This window comes from Hallella multisaccharivorax DSM 17128, from assembly GCF_000218235.1.
Taxonomy (GTDB): Bacteria; Bacteroidota; Bacteroidia; order Bacteroidales; family Bacteroidaceae; genus Prevotella; species Prevotella multisaccharivorax.
Genome location: NZ_GL945017.1, coordinates 2,977,647 through 2,995,977 on the forward strand (window position 1 = coordinate 2,977,647; position 18,331 = coordinate 2,995,977).

General features: G+C 51.5%; 16 protein-coding genes. 10 read left to right on the forward strand and 6 right to left on the reverse strand.

Annotated elements, in window-relative coordinates:
- Positions 1-103: 103 nt before the first annotated feature.
- The 3 genes from PREMU_RS12660 to PREMU_RS12670 form a co-directional block, all read right to left on the reverse strand.
- Entirely contained in the window at positions 104-1,030 is a 927-nt protein-coding gene (locus PREMU_RS12660; RefSeq protein WP_007575863.1) for a magnesium transporter CorA family protein, read from the reverse strand.
- A gap of 188 nt (positions 1,031-1,218) precedes the next feature.
- Positions 1,219-2,673, reverse strand: coding sequence for an aminoacyl-histidine dipeptidase (locus PREMU_RS12665; protein ID WP_007575867.1), 1,455 nt, complete (start codon positions 2,671-2,673; stop codon positions 1,219-1,221).
- A 33-nt stretch (positions 2,674-2,706) separates the two neighbouring features.
- Positions 2,707-3,696 carry a lysylphosphatidylglycerol synthase transmembrane domain-containing protein gene (locus PREMU_RS12670; RefSeq protein ID WP_007575869.1) on the reverse strand — a complete coding sequence of 330 codons (990 nt, stop codon included), beginning with the start codon at positions 3,694-3,696 and terminating at the stop codon, positions 2,707-2,709.
- An 868-nt stretch (positions 3,697-4,564) separates the two neighbouring features.
- Between PREMU_RS12670 and lysS the strand changes: the two genes are divergently transcribed.
- The 8 genes from lysS (at position 4,565) to PREMU_RS12710 (ending at position 12,931) form a co-directional block, all read left to right on the forward strand.
- A complete protein-coding gene (gene lysS, locus PREMU_RS12675; protein ID WP_007575873.1) occupies positions 4,565-6,298 on the forward strand; it encodes a lysine--tRNA ligase in 1,734 nt (577 codons plus the stop codon).
- Between the two features lie 91 nt (positions 6,299-6,389).
- A complete protein-coding gene (locus PREMU_RS12680; RefSeq protein ID WP_007575875.1) occupies positions 6,390-7,439 on the forward strand; it encodes an NAD(P)H-dependent glycerol-3-phosphate dehydrogenase in 1,050 nt (349 codons plus the stop codon).
- A gap of 59 nt (positions 7,440-7,498) precedes the next feature.
- Positions 7,499-7,891 carry a GxxExxY protein gene (locus PREMU_RS12685; protein ID WP_007575877.1) on the forward strand — a complete coding sequence of 131 codons (393 nt, stop codon included), beginning with the start codon at positions 7,499-7,501 and terminating at the stop codon, positions 7,889-7,891.
- A 218-nt stretch (positions 7,892-8,109) separates the two neighbouring features.
- Positions 8,110-9,471 (forward strand): glucose-6-phosphate isomerase, encoded by a 1,362-nt coding sequence (locus tag PREMU_RS12690; RefSeq protein ID WP_007575879.1) that lies wholly within the window; start codon positions 8,110-8,112, stop codon positions 9,469-9,471.
- A 42-nt stretch (positions 9,472-9,513) separates the two neighbouring features.
- The gene (locus PREMU_RS12695; RefSeq protein WP_007575881.1) at positions 9,514-10,239 is read left to right on the forward strand and encodes an inorganic diphosphatase; all 726 of its coding nucleotides are present in this window, start codon (positions 9,514-9,516) and stop codon (positions 10,237-10,239) included.
- 61 nt (positions 10,240-10,300) lie between these two features.
- On the forward strand, positions 10,301-10,921 hold the full coding sequence (locus PREMU_RS12700; RefSeq protein WP_007575883.1) for a hypothetical protein: 621 nt from the start codon (positions 10,301-10,303) through the stop codon (positions 10,919-10,921).
- 2 nt (positions 10,922-10,923) lie between these two features.
- A complete protein-coding gene (mnmA, locus tag PREMU_RS12705) occupies positions 10,924-12,009 on the forward strand; it encodes a tRNA 2-thiouridine(34) synthase MnmA (RefSeq protein ID WP_007575885.1) in 1,086 nt (361 codons plus the stop codon).
- 4 nt (positions 12,010-12,013) lie between these two features.
- Positions 12,014-12,931, forward strand: a complete 918-nt coding sequence (locus tag PREMU_RS12710) for a CvfB family protein (RefSeq protein ID WP_007575887.1) — start codon at positions 12,014-12,016, stop codon at positions 12,929-12,931.
- On the opposite strand, the gene PREMU_RS12715 is transcribed toward PREMU_RS12710, so the two are convergent.
- Positions 12,873-13,442 carry an NUDIX hydrolase gene (locus PREMU_RS12715; RefSeq protein WP_007575889.1) on the reverse strand — a complete coding sequence of 190 codons (570 nt, stop codon included), beginning with the start codon at positions 13,440-13,442 and terminating at the stop codon, positions 12,873-12,875. The two genes, PREMU_RS12710 and PREMU_RS12715, sit on opposite strands and share 59 nt — an antisense overlap.
- A 197-nt stretch (positions 13,443-13,639) precedes the next feature.
- Between PREMU_RS12715 and PREMU_RS15170 the strand changes: the two genes are divergently transcribed.
- The gene (locus PREMU_RS15170) at positions 13,640-13,885 is read left to right on the forward strand and encodes a hypothetical protein (protein ID WP_007575891.1); all 246 of its coding nucleotides are present in this window, start codon (positions 13,640-13,642) and stop codon (positions 13,883-13,885) included.
- A gap of 69 nt (positions 13,886-13,954) precedes the next feature.
- Complete coding sequence (locus PREMU_RS12720; RefSeq protein WP_007575893.1) at positions 13,955-16,225, forward strand: TonB-dependent receptor; 2,271 nt, start codon at positions 13,955-13,957, stop codon at positions 16,223-16,225.
- 2 nt (positions 16,226-16,227) lie between these two features.
- Here the strand turns inward: PREMU_RS12720 and PREMU_RS12725 are convergent, their stop codons facing one another.
- Complete coding sequence (locus PREMU_RS12725) at positions 16,228-17,109, reverse strand: carbon-nitrogen hydrolase (protein ID WP_007575895.1); 882 nt, start codon at positions 17,107-17,109, stop codon at positions 16,228-16,230.
- Between the two features lie 19 nt (positions 17,110-17,128).
- Positions 17,129-18,205, reverse strand: coding sequence for an agmatine deiminase family protein (locus tag PREMU_RS12730; RefSeq protein ID WP_007575897.1), 1,077 nt, complete (start codon positions 18,203-18,205; stop codon positions 17,129-17,131).
- Between the last annotated feature and the right edge of the window lie 126 nt (positions 18,206-18,331).

Consider the following 18,331-nt stretch of genomic DNA (forward strand, 5'->3'; position numbering starts at 1 on the left):
ATAAATATTTCTTGATGATATATACGTGTTGTAAATATTGTGCAAACTTAGAGAAAAAGATTGTAATATACTAATTTTCACACTATTTTTTATGCTTCTGTGGTTAAATAAGTTTTTTCCAGCGTAGGATCCACCAACTTACCCCTGTCACGAGCACGGCGATAGCGATACAGATGACAAAGCCGTAGTGCGACTTTTCCAATCCGTTGATGACGTTCATACCGTAGATACTGGATATGAGTGTAGGTGCCATGAGGATGATATTGAGCGAGGTAAGGGTACGCATCGTGGTATTCATGTTGTTGTTGATGATGCTGGAATAAGTGTCCATCGTCGACTCAAGAATGTCTGAATAGATATTAGTGGTCTCGCGTGCCTGTGTCATTTCAATGTTCACATCCTCGATGAGATCGGCGTCGAGCTCATCGACTTGTAGTTTGAACTTCAACTTCTGCAATAAGTTTTCGTTGCCTCGAATGGAAGTGATAAAGTAGGTGAGTGAGTCCTGAAGGCGACTCAGGCCTATGAGGCTCTCGTTGTTTACTTCATGGTCGAGGTTATGCTTGGCTTTCTCGATGAGTGCGTTGATCTGCTTCAATCGTTTCAAATACCACACGGCAGAGGACAAGAATAGACGGAAAGTCATGTCAACATAATCGGTGAATCCCACGCCCCGTTTCTGCTGGTAGCTAACAAAGTCAAGCATCATGTTGGTCTCGTAGAAGCAGACGGTGATGGTGACGTCACGTTTATGGATGATGCCTATGGGCACGGTCGTGTAAGGCGTGCGCGAGCGAATCTCCTTGACATAAGGGATACGTAGAATAATGAGCGTCCACCCGTCGTCGTACTCATAGCGGGCACGCTCGTCGGTATCGCTGATATCGCTCATAAAATAGTCGGGGATATGAAATCTCTCTTCCAGTTCGCGCTGGTCGTCGTCGGTGGGACAGGTAACCTGAATCCAGCACCCTGCTTCCCACTCATTGATCACTCTCAGTTGCTTCTCAATGTTCCAATATGTTTTCATTGCAGCCAATCTCCTATATTACATGAACAGCTGGTGGGGATTGGCCGTAAAGGGCTTTATCCTCACGCTATGAATTGTAACTGTCCGCGTGATAATCGTCCATAAAGATGATAACTGAATATTTGACGTTGCAAAAGTAAAGAAAAAAAACCGGAGAGGCAAACATTTCCCCGGTTTTTTTTCTGCAATTATTTCTCTTCTATCCGCTCAAGAGCAGTGGTGAGGAGTTTCCAGAAGGGCTCTGCGGTGTCTATCTTGAACCGTTCGCTTGTGGTGTGAGGTGAGAGAAGGGTAGGGCCAAGGCTGACGGCATCCATGCCCGGATACTTGCTCAGGATTACCGAGCACTCCAGTCCGGCGTGGTCGGCTTGTACAGTGGCATCCTTGCCGGTCTGCTCTTTATAGATTTCTTTCAGCAGATTGAGGATCTTGCTGTCAGGGTTAGGATCCCATCCGCCATAGCTCCCGCTGAACTCAGTCCGCATGCCGGCCATTGCAAAGCAACTTTCGAGCATGGAGCCTACATACTCCTTCATATCTTCACGGCTGGAGCGTGCGAGGATCTTGATGACGGCCTTGCCTCCCTCAATGTCGATGATGGCGAGATTTGACGATGTCTCCACCACGTCGGGGTAGGCGGGAATCATGCGTATGACACCGTTGTGGCAGGCATAGATGGCGTCGATGAGGTTGTCTTGAATCTCACGGGGTACCAGTTGGGTAGGATTCTCTACCTCTTCGACAAAGAATTGAACGTCTTTCTCGATGCCTTTAAATTCGTCCTCAATAGCGAGGCGTTGCTGCTCCACAAGGGCTTTCACGGCTTCTACTTGGCTTTCGGGCAATGCAAGCACTACTTCAGCCTTGAATGGGATGGCATTGCGCATATTACCTCCATGCCATGCGGCAAGTCGCGCGCCATTCTCAGCCACAGCCTTGCGTACGAGGCGCACCATCTCTTTGTTGGCATTGGCGCGGCCCTCATTGATTTCCAGGCCGGAGTGACCGCCGCGAAGCCCCTTGAGGGTTACTTTGACAGCTGTCTCCTGGTCGTTGTCCACGGGTTGGTATTCGAGAGAGGAGGTGACATCGACGCCACCGGCCGAGCCAATGACAAACTTGCCCCACAGCTCCGAGTCAAGATTTATAAGAATATCGCTATGCAGTTCGCCCTCAGGCAACTCATTAGCACCGTACATCCCCGTTTCTTCATCGCGTGTGATGAGAGCCTCGATGGGGCCATGCTTCAGGTCTTTCTCTTCCATGATGCCCATGATGGCTGCCACGCCGATGCCGTCGTCGGAGCCGAGTGTCGTGCCTTTGGCGTGTACCCATCCGTCCTCGATATAGGTCTCAATGGGATCGGTCTCGAAGTTATGGGTGGAGTCGGGGGCTTTCTGCGGCACCATGTCCATGTGTGCCTGTAAAAGTACCGTCTTGCGATTCTCATAGCCCGGCGTGGAGGGCTTGCGCATGACAATGTTACCGGCGGGGTCTTGGAATGCCTCTACGCCTACGCGCTTGGCAAAGTCGAGCAGAAACTGCTGCACTTTCTCCACGTGGCCACTGGGACGTGGTATTTGGGTAAGGTCATCAAAATTGCGCCAGATGGCGGCAGGTTGTAAGTTGCGGATTTCACTCATAGCTTTTGGTTATTAAATGAATGTGTATGTTGTTTAAATTCTTTTCTTTGTCAGTGCCAGCGCTATCCATGCGTAGATGCCCAGCGCAAGCACAAGAAGCGTCTGTATAGTGTGGACGATAAGTACGAAGTAGAGTGCGTTGCTGGCCGCCACTCCATAAAGGATGAGCATGGTCTTCACTGCGAAATGCCAGGGGCCGGCGCCGTTGGGCGTGGGTACGATGACTGCGATGGAGCCTACGATGAACGTCACCAGCGCACATGCCATTCCTAAGTGAGCTGTGGGAATGAAGCAGAAGAAGGTGAGATAATAATGCAGGAAGTAGCAGGCCCATATCCCAATGCTGAAGAAAAGGAACAGGGGTACATTGCGTACGTTGCGTATGGAAATAATCCCTGACCATAGCCCGATGAACGTCTCTTTCACCTTATTATATATAGACAACTTCCTTACAATCGCCCATAGCAGCACCAGCACAGCCACGCCACAGACGGCGGTGACCCACCAGCCGGTGGTGGTGAACTGCCCCAGAAGCTCATCCAGACGGGTGCCTGTGCGGGCGAAGAAGCGGTGGAAGACGGGCAGCTGCCATAGAAAGGTGAAGACGGTGATGAGGAGCACCAACAGGGTGTCAATGGCACGCTCAGTGACCACCGTGCCAAGTGATTTCGGGAATGAGACGCCATCCCAGCGCTTGAGCACGCCGCAACGTGCAAACTCGCCTACACGGGGGATCACGAGGCTTGCCGCGTAGGAGAGAAAGATGCTGTTCACCGCAACGCTTCTGCGCGGTTTCTCGCCCAAAGGCTCAAGGCTCTGCCGCCAGCGCCAGCCGCGAAAGGCTTGCGCCAAAATGCCGAAAGGGAAGGAGAGTAGCATCCATGTCCAGTCCATGTGGTGGAGCATGACGTCGCCGATACTTCGGAGATTAAAGCCCCGATACATCCAATAGAGGATGGCGCCGCCCAAAAACAGGGACAATGCTACCTGCATGACAGTGTTGATCGCCTTCTTCTTATTCATTTCACAGGCAAAATTATAAAATATATTTGAGGAATGATTCAGTTCCGCATATTTTTTTGTATTATCTGTTTCAAGGTACTCTCTGCGGCCTTGTATGCCGTTTCTCAGCCGATGCCTCTGATGTCATCATTCCAATGGATTGATTTCGGTCAACCCATTTGATGATTGTCAATAAAAGCGTGGGTTCGGCATAGGAAAGCCCTGTATTGTTTGCGTACACATGTTTTTCTTCCTAACTTTGCATCGTCATAAGAAATTAGGCTGCCTTCTTAAAGGCAAAGGATAAGTATTCAGGTAACACATTCAGTAGTTTAGTTGATTAGTTTTAGTTGACAAGTTTTTCAGGATAACAACCGGCATAGCGATGGCCGGATAAAAAAGATTAATAATTTAGAGAAAGCAAAGTATGATGAGTTTGACGACTTTTGCAGCTATGGCCGCCCTGATGTTTATCGGCATCTCGCTGTTGGCCCTGATGATGGACAGGAACGCACGCTAAGGCGTGAGCCTTCCATTGATTTACAGAGAAAACATGTTTAACAATTAATAAGAGCGCCGTAATCCGTGAGGGTTCCGGCGTTTTCTTTCTCCCGTCTTTTCACTAAAAGGTACTACACGACCATTCGTATCTGTGACGCATTGCCATTATAGTGTAGACGCATCGCCTTTACAGTGTAGACGCATCGCCTTTACAGTGTAGACGCATTGCCATTACAGTGTAGACGCATCGCCATTACGGTGTAGACGCCAGGTCGTGCAATGTTCATCCAAAGAATAAGGCTAAATTTTGTCAATCTCTTCTTTTAATGAACTTTATTTCGTAATTTTGCACATTATAGCGATTGGTTGGAATAAATATCAAGTACACATGAATATATTAGAGTTGAGTGAGCAAGAGATTGGCCGCCGCCAAAGCCTGCAGCAGTTGCGCGAGATGGGCATCAACCCCTATCCTGCCGCAGAGTTTCCGGTGTCGGCTTTCAGCACGGAGATCAAGCGGAACTTCAAGGATGGCGAGAAGCCCGAGGTCGTTGTCGCCGGTCGCATGATGAGCCGCCGTGTTATGGGCAAGGCCAGCTTTATGGAGCTGCAGGACGGTAAGGGCCGCATCCAGGTCTACGCCACGCGCGACGATATCTGCCCCGATGATAATAAAGACTTTTACAACGTAGTTTTCAAGAAGCTACTCGATATTGGCGATATCATCGGCGTGCGCGGTTTTGTCTTCAAGACCCAGACAGGGGAGGTCTCTGTTCACGCGCAGGAATTGACCTTGCTCTCGAAGAGCCTCAAACCTCTGCCCATTGTGAAATACAAGGACGGCGTGGCTTATGACAAGTTTGATGACCCTGAGATGCGTGCCCGCCAGCGCTATGTTGACCTCATTGTCAATGACGGCGTGAAGGAGACTTTCCTCAAGCGCGCCACCGTGCTGCGCACCATGCGCCAGTTCTTTGATGAGAGAGGCTATACCGAGGTGGAGACCCCCACATTGCAAGCCATCGCCGGCGGTGCCAGCGCACGGCCGTTCATCACTCATTTTAATGCGCTCAACATTGATATGTACATGCGCATCGCCACGGAGCTTTACCTCAAGCGCCTCATCGTGGGCGGCTTCGACGGCGTCTATGAGATTGGCAAGAACTTTCGCAATGAGGGTATGGACAAGAACCACAACCCTGAGTTCACGTGTATGGAGCTCTATGTGCCTTACAAGGATTACAACTGGATGATGGACTTCACCGAACAGCTGCTCGAGACCATTTGTACAGCGGTCAACGGCAAGCCTGAAGTAACTTATCCTGACGGCAAGGTGATCAGTTATAAGGCTCCCTTCCGTCGTCTGCCTATCCTTGAGGCCATTAAGGAAAAGACCGGCTTCGACTGCGAGGGTAAGAGTGAGGATGAGATTCGCAGTTTCTGTCAGAGTAAGGGCTTGGAGATTGACGAGACCATGGGCAAAGGCAAGCTCATCGACGAGCTCTTCGGAGAGTTCTGCGAGGGTACGTTCATCCAGCCCACATTTATCACCGATTATCCTGTGGAGATGTCACCTCTCACTAAGATGCATCGTTCTAAGCCCGGTCTTACAGAACGCTTCGAATTGATGATCAACGGCAAGGAACTGGCCAATGCCTACTCTGAGCTCAACGATCCTATCGACCAAGAGCAGCGCTTCAAAGAGCAGATGAAGCTTGCCGACAAGGGCGACGACGAGGCAATGGTCATCGATCATGACTTCCTGCGTGCCCTGCAGTATGGCATGCCGCCCACGTCGGGCATCGGCATCGGCATCGACCGTCTCGTGATGCTCATGACCGCCAAGGAGTTCATCCAGGAGGTCATGCTCTTTCCGCAACTTAAGCCTGAAGCTAAGATGCCACAGACCAGCGTGAATGACTGGGCTGACAAGGTGGGCGTACCCGAGAACTGGGTGTATGTGCTCCGCAAGGCCGGCTACAATCTTATCTCCGACATCAAGGATGTCAAGGCCCAGGCTCTGCAGCAGAAGATGCTCGAGATTAACAAGAAGTACAAGCTCGGCTACGACAAACCTGAACTCGGCACCATTCAGCAATGGATCGAGAAAGCTGGGGAGTGAAGAAGGATAAGTGATGAGTGAAGAGTGAGAGGTCAATGCAGGGGTAAGCCTTTGTGGCCGCCCGCAACAACATTTCAAACTGTATAGTATTATGAGCTTCATCAACAATCTTTGGCAGAAAGTGCTTCATCCCACCAAGCCGTGGGGCGGCGTCGAGGGTGGCATTGCCATCATCGGTGGCGGCTCGTGGGCCACGGCCATCGCCAAGATAGTGGTGGGCCGGACGGGGCATATCGGATGGTATATGCGCAGAAGTGACCGTATCGCAGAGTTCAAGCGGCTCGGACATAATCCTGCCTATCTCACGACACTCAACTTCGATGTCAGCCAGATAAGCTTCTACGCCGACCTCAACGCTGTGGCACGCAAATACGATACGCTCATCTTCGTCACTCCGTCGCCCTACCTCAAGAACCACCTTGCCAAGCTCACCGCCGACATTAGCGGCAAGACTATTGTGACAGCAGTGAAAGGCATCGTGCCCGACGAGGATATGGTCGTGAGCGAATATTTCCACACACGTTACAATGTGCCGCAGGATCATATTCTCTGTATCGGAGGCCCCTCACATGCTGAGGAGGTGGCCATGGACCGCCTCACCTATCTCACGATAGGGTGTACCGCGGAGAAGACTGCCGAGGCTTTCGCCAATGTGTTACGAAGCGACTACGTACGCGTAGAAACATCTGAGGATATCATGGGTATCGAATATGCTGCCGTGCTGAAGAATGTCTATGCCATCTGCGCAGGTATCTGCAACGGACTGCGCTATGGCGATAACTTCATGGCGGTGCTGCTCACCAACTGTGTACGCGAGATGGACCGCTACCTGACAGCCGTGTCTCCTGCCAAACGGAATATCTGTGACAGTGCTTATCTCGGTGATCTCACGGTGACCTGCTACTCCAACTTCTCACGCAACCGCACGTTCGGCACAATGATCGGTAGAGGCTACAGCGTCAAGAGTGCTCAGTTAGAGATGAAGATGGTGGCCGAAGGCTACTATGGGACTAAGTGTATGATGGAACTTAACAAACAGGCAAAAGTAGATATGCCGATTCTCAACACCGTCTACGACATACTCTACAGACAGGTGAATCCAGCTAAGGCCATACTGACGCTGACTGAAAAGTTGACATAAAGATTTTTTTAAGACATAAAGACATAAAGAACATATTTAAGACGTAAAGAAACACAGGCATGAATATGGATAGTGCAAATGTTGAGCTACTCATAAAGAAGATTATCCAGTGCATCTATAATGTGCGGGGAGTGCTGCCTCCTGGATTTCTTGAGAAGATATACAAGAATGCGCTATACATTGAGCTCAAAGAGCAAGGGATGCCTGTTGAGACGGAGGTTCCAATCAATGTCGTCTATAAAAATCACATCGTTGGGAGCTATAAGGCAGATATGATTGTGAACAAAAATATTATCATTGAACTGAAGGCTACCCAACATCTCACGCTGGATAACGAAGTCCAACTCGTCAACTATCTTACTGCATTAAACATCGAGAATGGTCTCCTCGTGAATTTTGGCAGTGATAAAATAGAGATAAAACGGAAATATAAAACGTATCGTAAACTATAATTTTAATTAAATAACAAAAGCAGCGACACACAAAGACATATAAAGCATATTTAAAGCATATTCCGCTCATAAAATAAAGAAGAATCCATCTTTTTAAGATAGAGAAGTGTCTGTCTTGATAGAAGAGAAGAGTCCGTCTTGATAGAAGAGAAGATTTGTCTTTATAGAAAATATGTTCTTTATGTCTTTTTGTCCTCAATGCATGTAATTTTGTCATTATGGAAAACATTAAGTTAGACACCAGCAAGGCCGTGGAGTTTCTTGCTGCCGGTACAGTGAAAGGTTATGAGCCGAAGGTGAAGGCCGCTCAGGAAGCTCTTGAGAGCGGCACATGTGAAGGTAGTGATTTCTTGGGCTGGCTCCACCTCCCCACAGAGACCACAGGCGATTTCCTCAATGATGTGGAGGCCTGTGCCGAATTGCTTCGCGCCAAGTGCGACACTGTTGTCGTAGCTGGTATCGGTGGTTCTTATCTCGGTGCGCGCGCCGTCATTGAAGCTCTCGGTAACTCGTTACAGTGGCTCGTCAACGACGGTTCCAAGGCTCCCAACGTCATCTTCGCAGGCAACAGCATCTCTGAGGATTACTTGTCAGAACTGACCAACTACCTCAAGGACAAGAAGTTCGGTGTCATCAACATCTCCAAGAGTGGTACGACAACGGAGACCGCACTCACTTTCCGTCTGCTGAAGAAGCAGTGCGAGGCACAGCGCGGCAAGGATGAGGCCAAGGATGTCATCGTTGCCATCACCGACTCCGTGAAGGGTGCTGCCCGTAAGACCGCTGAGAAAGAGGGTTACAAGACATTCATCATCCCCGACAACGTAGGCGGTCGTTTCTCAGTGCTCACCCCGGTAGGTCTGCTGCCTATCGCTGTAGCTGGATTCGACATCAAGGCGCTCGTCAGGGGTGCTCAGGACATGGAGAAGGCTACGGCTGTCGACGTACCTTTCAAGCAGAACATCTCGGCACAATATGCCGCTATACGTCAGGCCCTCTATACGCAGGCCGGCAAGAAGATTGAGATTCTCGCTGACTTCCAGCCGAAGCTCCACTTCATGGCAGAATGGTGGAAGCAGCTCTATGGGGAGAGCGAGGGTAAGGACGGCAAGGGCATCTTCCCTGCAGCCTGCGACTTCACAACCGACCTCCACTCCATGGGTCAGTGGATCCAGCAGGGCGAGCGCTCTATCTTCGAGACAGTGCTTTCTGTGGAGAAGCCCAACAGTAAGCTCCTCTTCCCGCATGATGACGAGAACCTCGACGGCCTCAACTTCCTTGAGGGTAAGCGCGTGGACGAGGTCAACAAGATGGCTGAGCTCGGCACACGCCTGGCTCACGTTGACGGTGGCGTGCCTAATATCCGTGTCAGTGTGCCCAAGCTCGACGAGTACTACCTCGGTCAGGTTATCTACTTCTTCGAGAAGGCTTGTGGTATCAGTGGTCTGCTGGAGGGTGTGAACCCGTTCAATCAGCCTGGTGTGGAGGCTTACAAGAAGAACATGTTCGCACTGCTCGGCAAGCCCGGCTACGAAGATGAGACCATTGCTATCAAGAAGCGTCTCGCTAAGGAGAAATAATTTGAATTCAGTGATAGTATTATCAGTGATAAATAAATAATGATGGATATCAAACAAGCCATCAACTCTTATAACACGACCTTTGGGGTGGAGTTCCATCCCAAGGCCGTGCTTTTCGATATGGACGGCGTGCTCTACGACTCCATGCCTCGTCATGCCATCGCGTGGCAGAAATCCATGGCACAATTCGGCATTCACATGACGGCGCACGATGTCTATGCCACAGAGGGTGCACGCGGCTTCGACACCGTGAAGATGCTCGTCAAGCGGCAGAAAGGCACAGACATCTCTGATGAGAAGGCTAAAGCGATGTATGAAGTGAAGAGTAACATCTTCCATGCCATGCCTGAGGCTCCTATCTTTGATGGCGTGAAAGAGCTCATGCAGCGCGTCACGGATGCAGGACTCTCTGTCAACGTCGTCACCGGAAGTGCTCAGAAACCGCTCATCGCACGGCTGACTCATGACTTCGGTCAATGGCTCGCTCCCGACCATATCACAACAGCCTATGACGTGGACCGTGGCAAACCCGACCCGGACCCTTATCTCACCGGACTTCGCAAAGCCGGAGATCTCAAGCCCTGGCAAGGCATCGTCGTAGAGAATGCGCCCTTGGGTATTCATGCAGGTGTGGCAGCCGGATGCTTCACCATCGCTGTCAACAGCGGGCCGCTCCCCGACAGTGACCTCCTTGTAGAGAAGCCCAACCTCCTCTACCAGAAAATGACGGAGCTGCTTGGCGACTGGGAGCAGATCATCGGGTCATAAAGGGTATCAGCGCATCGGCACCGTATCATATATCCAAACCCAACTGAATAAGACACATTACATGCTCAGATATATTCTTTCTTTCATATCCGTGCTCATTGCCCTCTGTCCAACATACGCGCAGGAGCAGCAGCAGGAACCACAGCGCAAGAAACTCGTGGTCATTGATATCGAGACAAAGGTCCCCATGCGGGGCGTTATCGTCAGTACGAAAGACGGCTACCGTGACACCACCAACTGGCGCGGCGTCTGTTATGTGCCTGCAAAATTCGACACACTCACGGTGTTCAGGCACAATTATATCCCAGAGCACGTGCTGGCCAGGGAGCTGAAGGATACCACCTCACTCATTCCCACCGGATCTTCCATCGGTGAGGTGACAGTATGGGGAAAGAATGACATCAATCAACAAATTAAAAAAAGTGTCGGCTATAACCCACTGCCAAGTGCGAAAACAGGTATCATAGGCAGTTTTGACCTTGCCAATATTCTTGACCGCCGCGGACGCCGCGACCGCAAGCATCTGAGAACCGTACGCCGGAAGTTCCAGGAAATGGACAATACAGGTGACCCCATCGTAGACGCTTACAACAAGGCCATGGAAAAGAAACGGCTTGAGGAGGAGGCTAAAGAAGACGGGAAGGGGACCGTTGAGAGAGAGGAAGCAGATGAAAAGAAATAACGATGATTGATTACGACAAGATAAGAGACAAGCGCATCGCGGTACTGCTCAGTGGCGGCGTCGACTCCTCTGTGGCCGTCTATGAACTCGCTTCACGCGACATCCACCCCGACTGTTTCTACATCAAGATAGGCCCCGGGGAGAAGGAGGAATGGGACTGCAACTCGGAGGAGGACCTTGAGATGGCGGCAGCTGTCGCTGCCAAATACGGCTGTAAACTGCAGGTCGTAGACTGCCATAGGGAATATTGGTCGAGGGTGACGAAGTATACCATGGAGAAGGTGAAGGCGGGGCTTACTCCCAATCCCGACGTGATGTGCAACCGTCTCATCAAGTTCGGGGCGTTCGACGAGAAGATGGGGTACAGCTACGACCTCATAGCCACCGGTCACTATGCCCAGACCGAATGGATTGACGGACACAAGTGGCTCACGACAAGCCCCGACCCCGTGAAGGATCAAACCGACTTCCTCGCGCAGATCTATCAGTGGCAACTCAAGAAAGCACTCTTCCCCATCGGTCACTATGTCAAGAACGAGGTGCGTGAGATCGCGGAGCGCGAGCATCTTATCAACGCCAAGCGCAAGGACTCGCAAGGCATCTGCTTCCTGGGCAATATCAATTACGATGAGTATATCCGCCGCTATGCCGGAGAGAAGACAGGCGACGTCATCGAACTGGAGACCAGCAGGAAGATTGGTGAGCACAGGGGCCACTGGTTCCACACCATCGGCCAGCGCAAGGGTCTCGGGCTCGGCGGAGGTCCGTGGTTCGTCGTGAAGAAAGACGCGGAAAAGAACATCCTCTATGTCAGCCATGGCTATGATCCACAGACGGCCTACAAGAGCGACTTCCTCATCCACGGCTTCGACTTTCTCACCGAGGGCGTCACGTCTCTGCCCGAGTGCGTCACCTTCAAGATCCGCCACACACCAGACTGCCACGAAGCAACGGTAGCAGACTGCGGTGACGGCTCCTACACCATTCACAGTAAAGAACAGATCCATGGCGTGGCCCCGGGACAGTTCTGTGTCATCTACGATGCAGAGCACCACAAATGCTACGGTTCGGGAGAAATAACATTGTAAGATCATGGAACAGGAAAAGACCACATTACGTTTAGGTGACTACAACACGCTTACCGTCACACGGCTGGCCCAGCGGGACAATCCCCACTCTGCGGGCGGCAGGGAGACCTTCGGCATCTTCCTCGACGGCGGGCGTGAGGGCGACATCCTCATGCCGAAGAAGTATGTGCCCGAAGGTGCAAGAGTGGGTGACAAGATACGCTGTTTCGTCTATCTCGACCAGGAGGAGCGGCTTATTGCCACTACGGAGATCCCGCTCGCTAAAGCAGGCGATTTTGCATACCTCGAGTGCACATGGGTCAACCAGTACGGCGCGTTTCTTAACTGGGGCCTGATGAAAGACCTTTTCTGTCCCTTCCGTGAGCAGAAGAAGAAAATGGAGATGGGCGAGAGCTATATTGTCTATATCCACCTCGATGAAGAGAGCTACCGCATCGTCGCGACAGCAAAGATCGACAAGTATCTCCAGTCTGCCCAATCCGCCGGCTTGAAAGAGCGCCAGGAGGTTGACTTGCTGATCTGGCAGAAGACCGACCTGGGCTTCAAGACCATCGTCAACAACAAGTACCAGGGGCTCATCTACCGCGACCAGATCTTTCAGCAGATCCACACGGGCGACCAACTGAAAGGCTTTATAGAGAAAGTCCGTCCTGACGGCAGGCTCGACATCATTCTCCAGCCCACCGGACGGCGACAGACGCTCGACTTTGCCGACATCCTCCTGCAGTGGATCGAGAGTCACGATGGTTTCTGTCCCTTTGGAGACAAGAGCGCACCCGACGACATCAAGCGCACGTTTCAGGTGAGCAAGAAAGTGTTTAAGAAAGCCGTCGGCGACCTCTACAAGCGCCACCTCATCGACATCACCGACGAAGGGTTGCAACTAACTTCCACAACGGAGCAGCCATCAACGCCTGCATGATCTCTCCCCGCTCCAGGATGCCACGCACCTCCTCCGCCGTGAGGAGGTAGACATCCAAATCTTCATTGGCATCGAAATGTTGTGCGCCTGCATGTTCCACACCACGGGCAAGGAATGTGTGGGCGATATTATTATTAGTACCCGGATTCGGACAAAGGTTCATGAAGGGTTCCCATTCGCCGCCACCGAAGCCCGTCTCCTCCATCAACTCGCGCTTGGCAGCAGCCATTGGTTCTTCCCTTTTCTCGATCACGCCGGCAGGAATCTCCCACTCCACGACATCCAGTCCATGGCGGTATTGGCGCTCAAAGAGATACTTCCCGTCTTTTGTGATGGCAATGACATTGATCCAGTCGGGATACTCCAGTGACCAATAGTCATCCTTGATGCGACCATCCGGCAACATCATCTTATCTTTGCGAACCGTCATCCATGGTTCTTTCACAACATATTCTGAAGAGATCGTCTTCCAGCGCATCTCCTCATCCGAACGCTTCAGTTTTATAGACATAACTTATCCTTAATTTGTCTGCAAAATTATTAAAACCTTTCCAATTCTGACAATAAAACGCTAACTTTGCAAACAAGAATAGGAAGATTGTGAGAAATTTGGGCCATAAGCGGCAACTGAGTGCTTGGATTCTCTTAGGAGTATTCATCCCAATGCTCTTGTTCGCTTCTCTTCATACTCACAAACAGGAACAGGGGATGACAACGACAGAGTGCTATGCCTGTCTTCATCACATCCATCACAATAGTCACCTTACTTCCAACACATTCTCTATCGACCACTGCGTGCTCTGCACGTTCTTGGCCCTACCTTATGTAGCCGGAATCACCCTCGCTATCTTTGCTGTCAGTGGTTTGGCCTTTTCTCTCGGCTACAAGTCTTCTTATACCCTTTGTCTGAGGAAACAAAGGGCTTATTCTCTCCGTGCGCCACCGATGCGATAACGCCCCGTTTTTCACCCCAGTGCAGGGGACCGCCCTGCAAGCAACCAATATCACAATTATTTTTTCCTCATGAACAGAATCATATTTCTTCTGCTCACGGTGCTCTTATGTATGGGTGCCGCAGCAGATACCCTGAACGGTGACAACAACCTCTCAGGAACCGTAACCGACAAGAAGAGCGGAGAGAAGCTCGTCGGTGTTTCTATTTATTTCCCCGAGCTCTCCAATGGTACGACAACTAACAAGGACGGGCATTTTGAGTTCACCCGGCTCCCGGATAAGACTACGCCCGTCCAAGTGAGCTATCTCGGCCACAAGACAATCATTGAGAACATCGACCTCTCAAAGACGCACACGCTCAACCTTAAGATGGAAGAGTCGAATGCGATGATCAATGAGGTTGTCGTAACGGGGCTCACAGGCAAGTCTCTGATGAAGGACTCGCCCACTCCCATCTCCGTCGTCAACAAGACAATGCTTGAGGCAACGCCTTCCACGAACATCATCGATGCCCTGAGCTTCCAGCCCGGAGTCGCGCAGGTCACGACCGGAGGCGGCATCTCCAAACCGGTGGTGCGCGCCCTCGGATTCAACCGTGTCGTTGTCGTCAACGACGGCATCCGGCAGGAAGGCAACCAGTGGGGCGAGGAGCACGGCGTGGAGATCGACCCCGAGAGTGTTTCGTCGGCTGAGATCCTCAAAGGTCCCGCCTCACTGATGTTCGGCAGTGACGCAATGGGAGGAGCCATCGTCTTCCATGATGAGCCAACGGCAGCCCTCGGGACGATGGAGGCTAATGCCATGACGCAATACCAGACCAACAACGGACTCTTCGGCTACTCGGTCAACTTCAAAGGCAACGAGGACGGCATCGTATGGGACGCGCGGTGGTCGCAGACGCTGGCTCACTCCTACAAGAACAAGCTCGACCGCTATGTCGCCGGATCTCAGTATCGCGAACGTGCCGCCGAGGGCATGGCCGGCATCAACCGGAGCTGGGGCTTCAGCCATCTGAAGCTAAGCTACTACAACCTCACGCCGGGCATCGCCGAGGGCGAGCGGAGCGACAGCTATTCCTACGGCAGGAACCTGCCTTTCCAGCAGGTGTATCATTATAAGGTGGTGAGTGACAACTCGGTCTTCCTCGGCAACGGCACGCTCCAGGCTGTCATCGCCTACCAGCAGAACCATCGTCAGGAGTATGAGGAAAGTGCCACGGACCCCGGCCTCGACATGAAACTCCATACCATCAATTATAATCTGAAATATCAGCTTCCCGTCACAGACAACTGGAACATAGCAACGGGCGTGAACGGGATGTATCAGAAGATGCTCAACGAAGGCGATGAATATCTTATCCCCGCCTACAACCTCTTCGACGTGGGTGCCTTTGCCACAAGTTCTTATAAGACCGGAAACCTCACGCTCAGCGGCGGAGTGAGATACGACAACCGCCACATCCACACCTTTGCGCTGGGTGACACCTTCAGCCGCCTCAGCCGCAACTTCGCAGCCCTGACGGGGAGTATCGGCGCCGTCTGTGCCGTCAGTCCCAGGATGAATCTCCGCCTCAACCTCGCACGCGGCTTCCGGGCCCCCAACCTCAGTGAGCTGAGCTCCAACGGCGTACACGAGGGATCGGTGAGATACGAGCTCGGCAACGGCGATCTCAAGCCTGAATACTCATGGCAGATAGATGCCGGATGGGACTATACATCAGCCGTCATCTCGTTCCAGCTCTCACTCTTTGCCAACTTCATCGACAACTATATCTTCACTGAGAAGTTGGCAGGCGTGAAGACCAAGGGCTACGATACCTATCAGTACCACCAGGGCGACGCCCGCATGCTCGGAGGTGAGGCAAGTGTGGATATCCATCCCGTCAGCCGCCTCCACTTCCAGAACACGTTCTCCTATGTCAACAGCGTGCAGCTCCATCAGCCGCGCGAAAGCAAATATCTCCCATGGACACCCGCACCCCGCTTCACGAGTGACCTGCGCTACGACCTTATCCGTGACGGCAGCATTTTGAACAACACCTATGTCGCGTTGCAAGCGGAGTGCGACCTCCGCCAGAACCATTTCTATGCTTTCAACGGCACAGAGACGGCAACGCCCTCCTACACTTTGTTCAATATTCTTGCCGGCACCGACCTCAAGATCCATGGCCGTAAGCGTGCAAGCCTCTATCTCGGCTGCACCAATCTCTTCAACCGGGCTTATCAGAGCCATCTCAGCCGGCTGAAGTACGTGAAGGCAACACCCGACAACGGTCATCAAGGCATTTGCAACATGGGACGTAATGTCACCATGAAGCTCATCGTGCCAGTGCAGTTCTGATCTCAGTCGATGAACCGTCGGAGGATGTCACCGTATTTGTCAATGCGACGGTCTCTGAGGAAGGGCCACCAGCGTCTGACCTGCTCAGACCGTTCTAAATCCACCTTGATCACTTGCTCGCATTCATTCCTTGAATCCGCACGATAAAGCAACTCGCCCTGCGGGCCGGCAACGAAGCTGGAACCCCAAAACTGGATTCCCTTCGTTCGCCCGCTTGGGTCAGGCTCAAAGCCCACACGGTTGACCGTGATGACAGGTAGCCCGTTGGCCACTGCGTGTCCCCGCTGTACGGTTATCCACGCCTCACGTTGCCGTTCCTGCTCGTCGGTTGTATCGCTACTCTCAAAACCAATGGCGGTAGGATAAATAAGTAGCTCAGCTCCTTGCAGAGCCATGAGACGTGCAGCTTCAGGATACCATTGGTCCCAACAGACGAGCACGCCGAGACGACCGACAGAGGTGTTGATAGGATGGAAGCCGAGGTCACCGGGAGTAAAGTAAAACTTTTCATAGTATGCTGGATCGTCGGGGATGTGCATCTTGCGGTACTTGCCTGCGATGGTGCCATTGCTCTCAATTATTACGGCTGTGTTGTGGTAGAGACCTGCTGCCCGCTTCTCAAAGAGAGAGATGACGATGACTACGCCTAACTCTCTGCCTAATTTCCCGAAATATTCAGTGGAAGGGCCTGGGATAGTTTCGGCGAGGTCGAACTTATCAACATCTTCCGTCTGACAGAAGTAAAGACTGTTGTGCAGCTCCTGCATGACGATGAGCTGCGCGCCTTGTTGGGCGAGTGTCCTGCATTTCTCGGAGAGTCGTCGGACGTTGTCTTCTGCGTCCTGCGTGTTGTGCTGCTGTATGATTCCTACTTTTAATGGCATGGTTGTTATGTATTTGGGATTATTGTGTGCAATTAGTATTTGTGCAGAGGTTGGCCCTTGTACGATCACTATGTGGTATCTGCATGGTGAGGCAATGGATAGATCCGTGTTGTCGCACGATGACGGAGGCATCAATCGGGATAATCTCTCTCTCAGGGAATGCTTGCGCTATGGTGGTCAAGGCTTCTTCGTCTTTCTCTTTCTGACCATAAATTGGTACGATTACAGCACCGTTAATGATGAGAAAGTTTGCATAGGTGGCCGGCAGGCGTTCTCCATCAAATTCCATACGGTCGGGCATGGGAAGTCTAAGCAGACGGTAATGCGTGCCCTCCATCGTTTGGAGTGCTTGGAGTTCAGCATCTAAAGCTTGGAAGTCTGCATATTGTTCGTCAGTCTTATCGTCGCAGCTTACGTAGATTAGGGTATTGTCTGGACACGCTCTGACAATAGTATCAATGTGTCCGTCTGTATCGTCTCCTATAAGATTCCCGTGATGTATCCATATCACCCGCTGGGCATGAAGCAGTTTACAGAGCTTTTCCTCAATGGCTTGTTGGCTCAACGGTTGGTTGCGGTGGGGAGCCAGGAGACACTGTGCTGTGGTGAAGATCGTGCCTTTTCCGTCACTCTCTATAGAGCCTCCTTCAAGAATAAAGTCATCGTGGCTTTCTCTTTCAGCGTTGAAGGCGTGGAGACTAAATAGTTTCTGGGTAATGGCATTGTCGCGTTGCCAGTCGAACTTTTCACCCCAGCCGTTAAACCTGAAGTCGAGCATCCGCATGCTGCCGTCGGCGGGGTTAACAAGTGTCAACGGTCCATGGTCGCGCGACCAGGTATCGTTGATAAGGCAGGAATAGAGGTTGATGCGTTCCATAGCACAGCCACCTTTTTCTAAGATAGTGGCGGTATGCAAAGGATCTTCAGTGGCAATGATAACGCGCTCGTGGGTGAGGATGGCTTTGACGAGAGCCACATATGTATTGGTGATGCTGTTGAGATAAGGTGCCCAGTCGGTGTGGGGCGCAGGCCATGTGAGCATGATACCGTCTTGAGGCTCCCATTCGGCAGGGAGATAAAAGCTGCTGTTGTCCATTCGTTTTCCAATCTATCTCTGCAAAATTAAGGAAAAAACAAGAAAAAAGCGCAAAAGACAGTGGGGAATGATGTAAAGACGTTCACTTGTCTTTACGTTGGTATTATACAAAACGAGGAATACCAC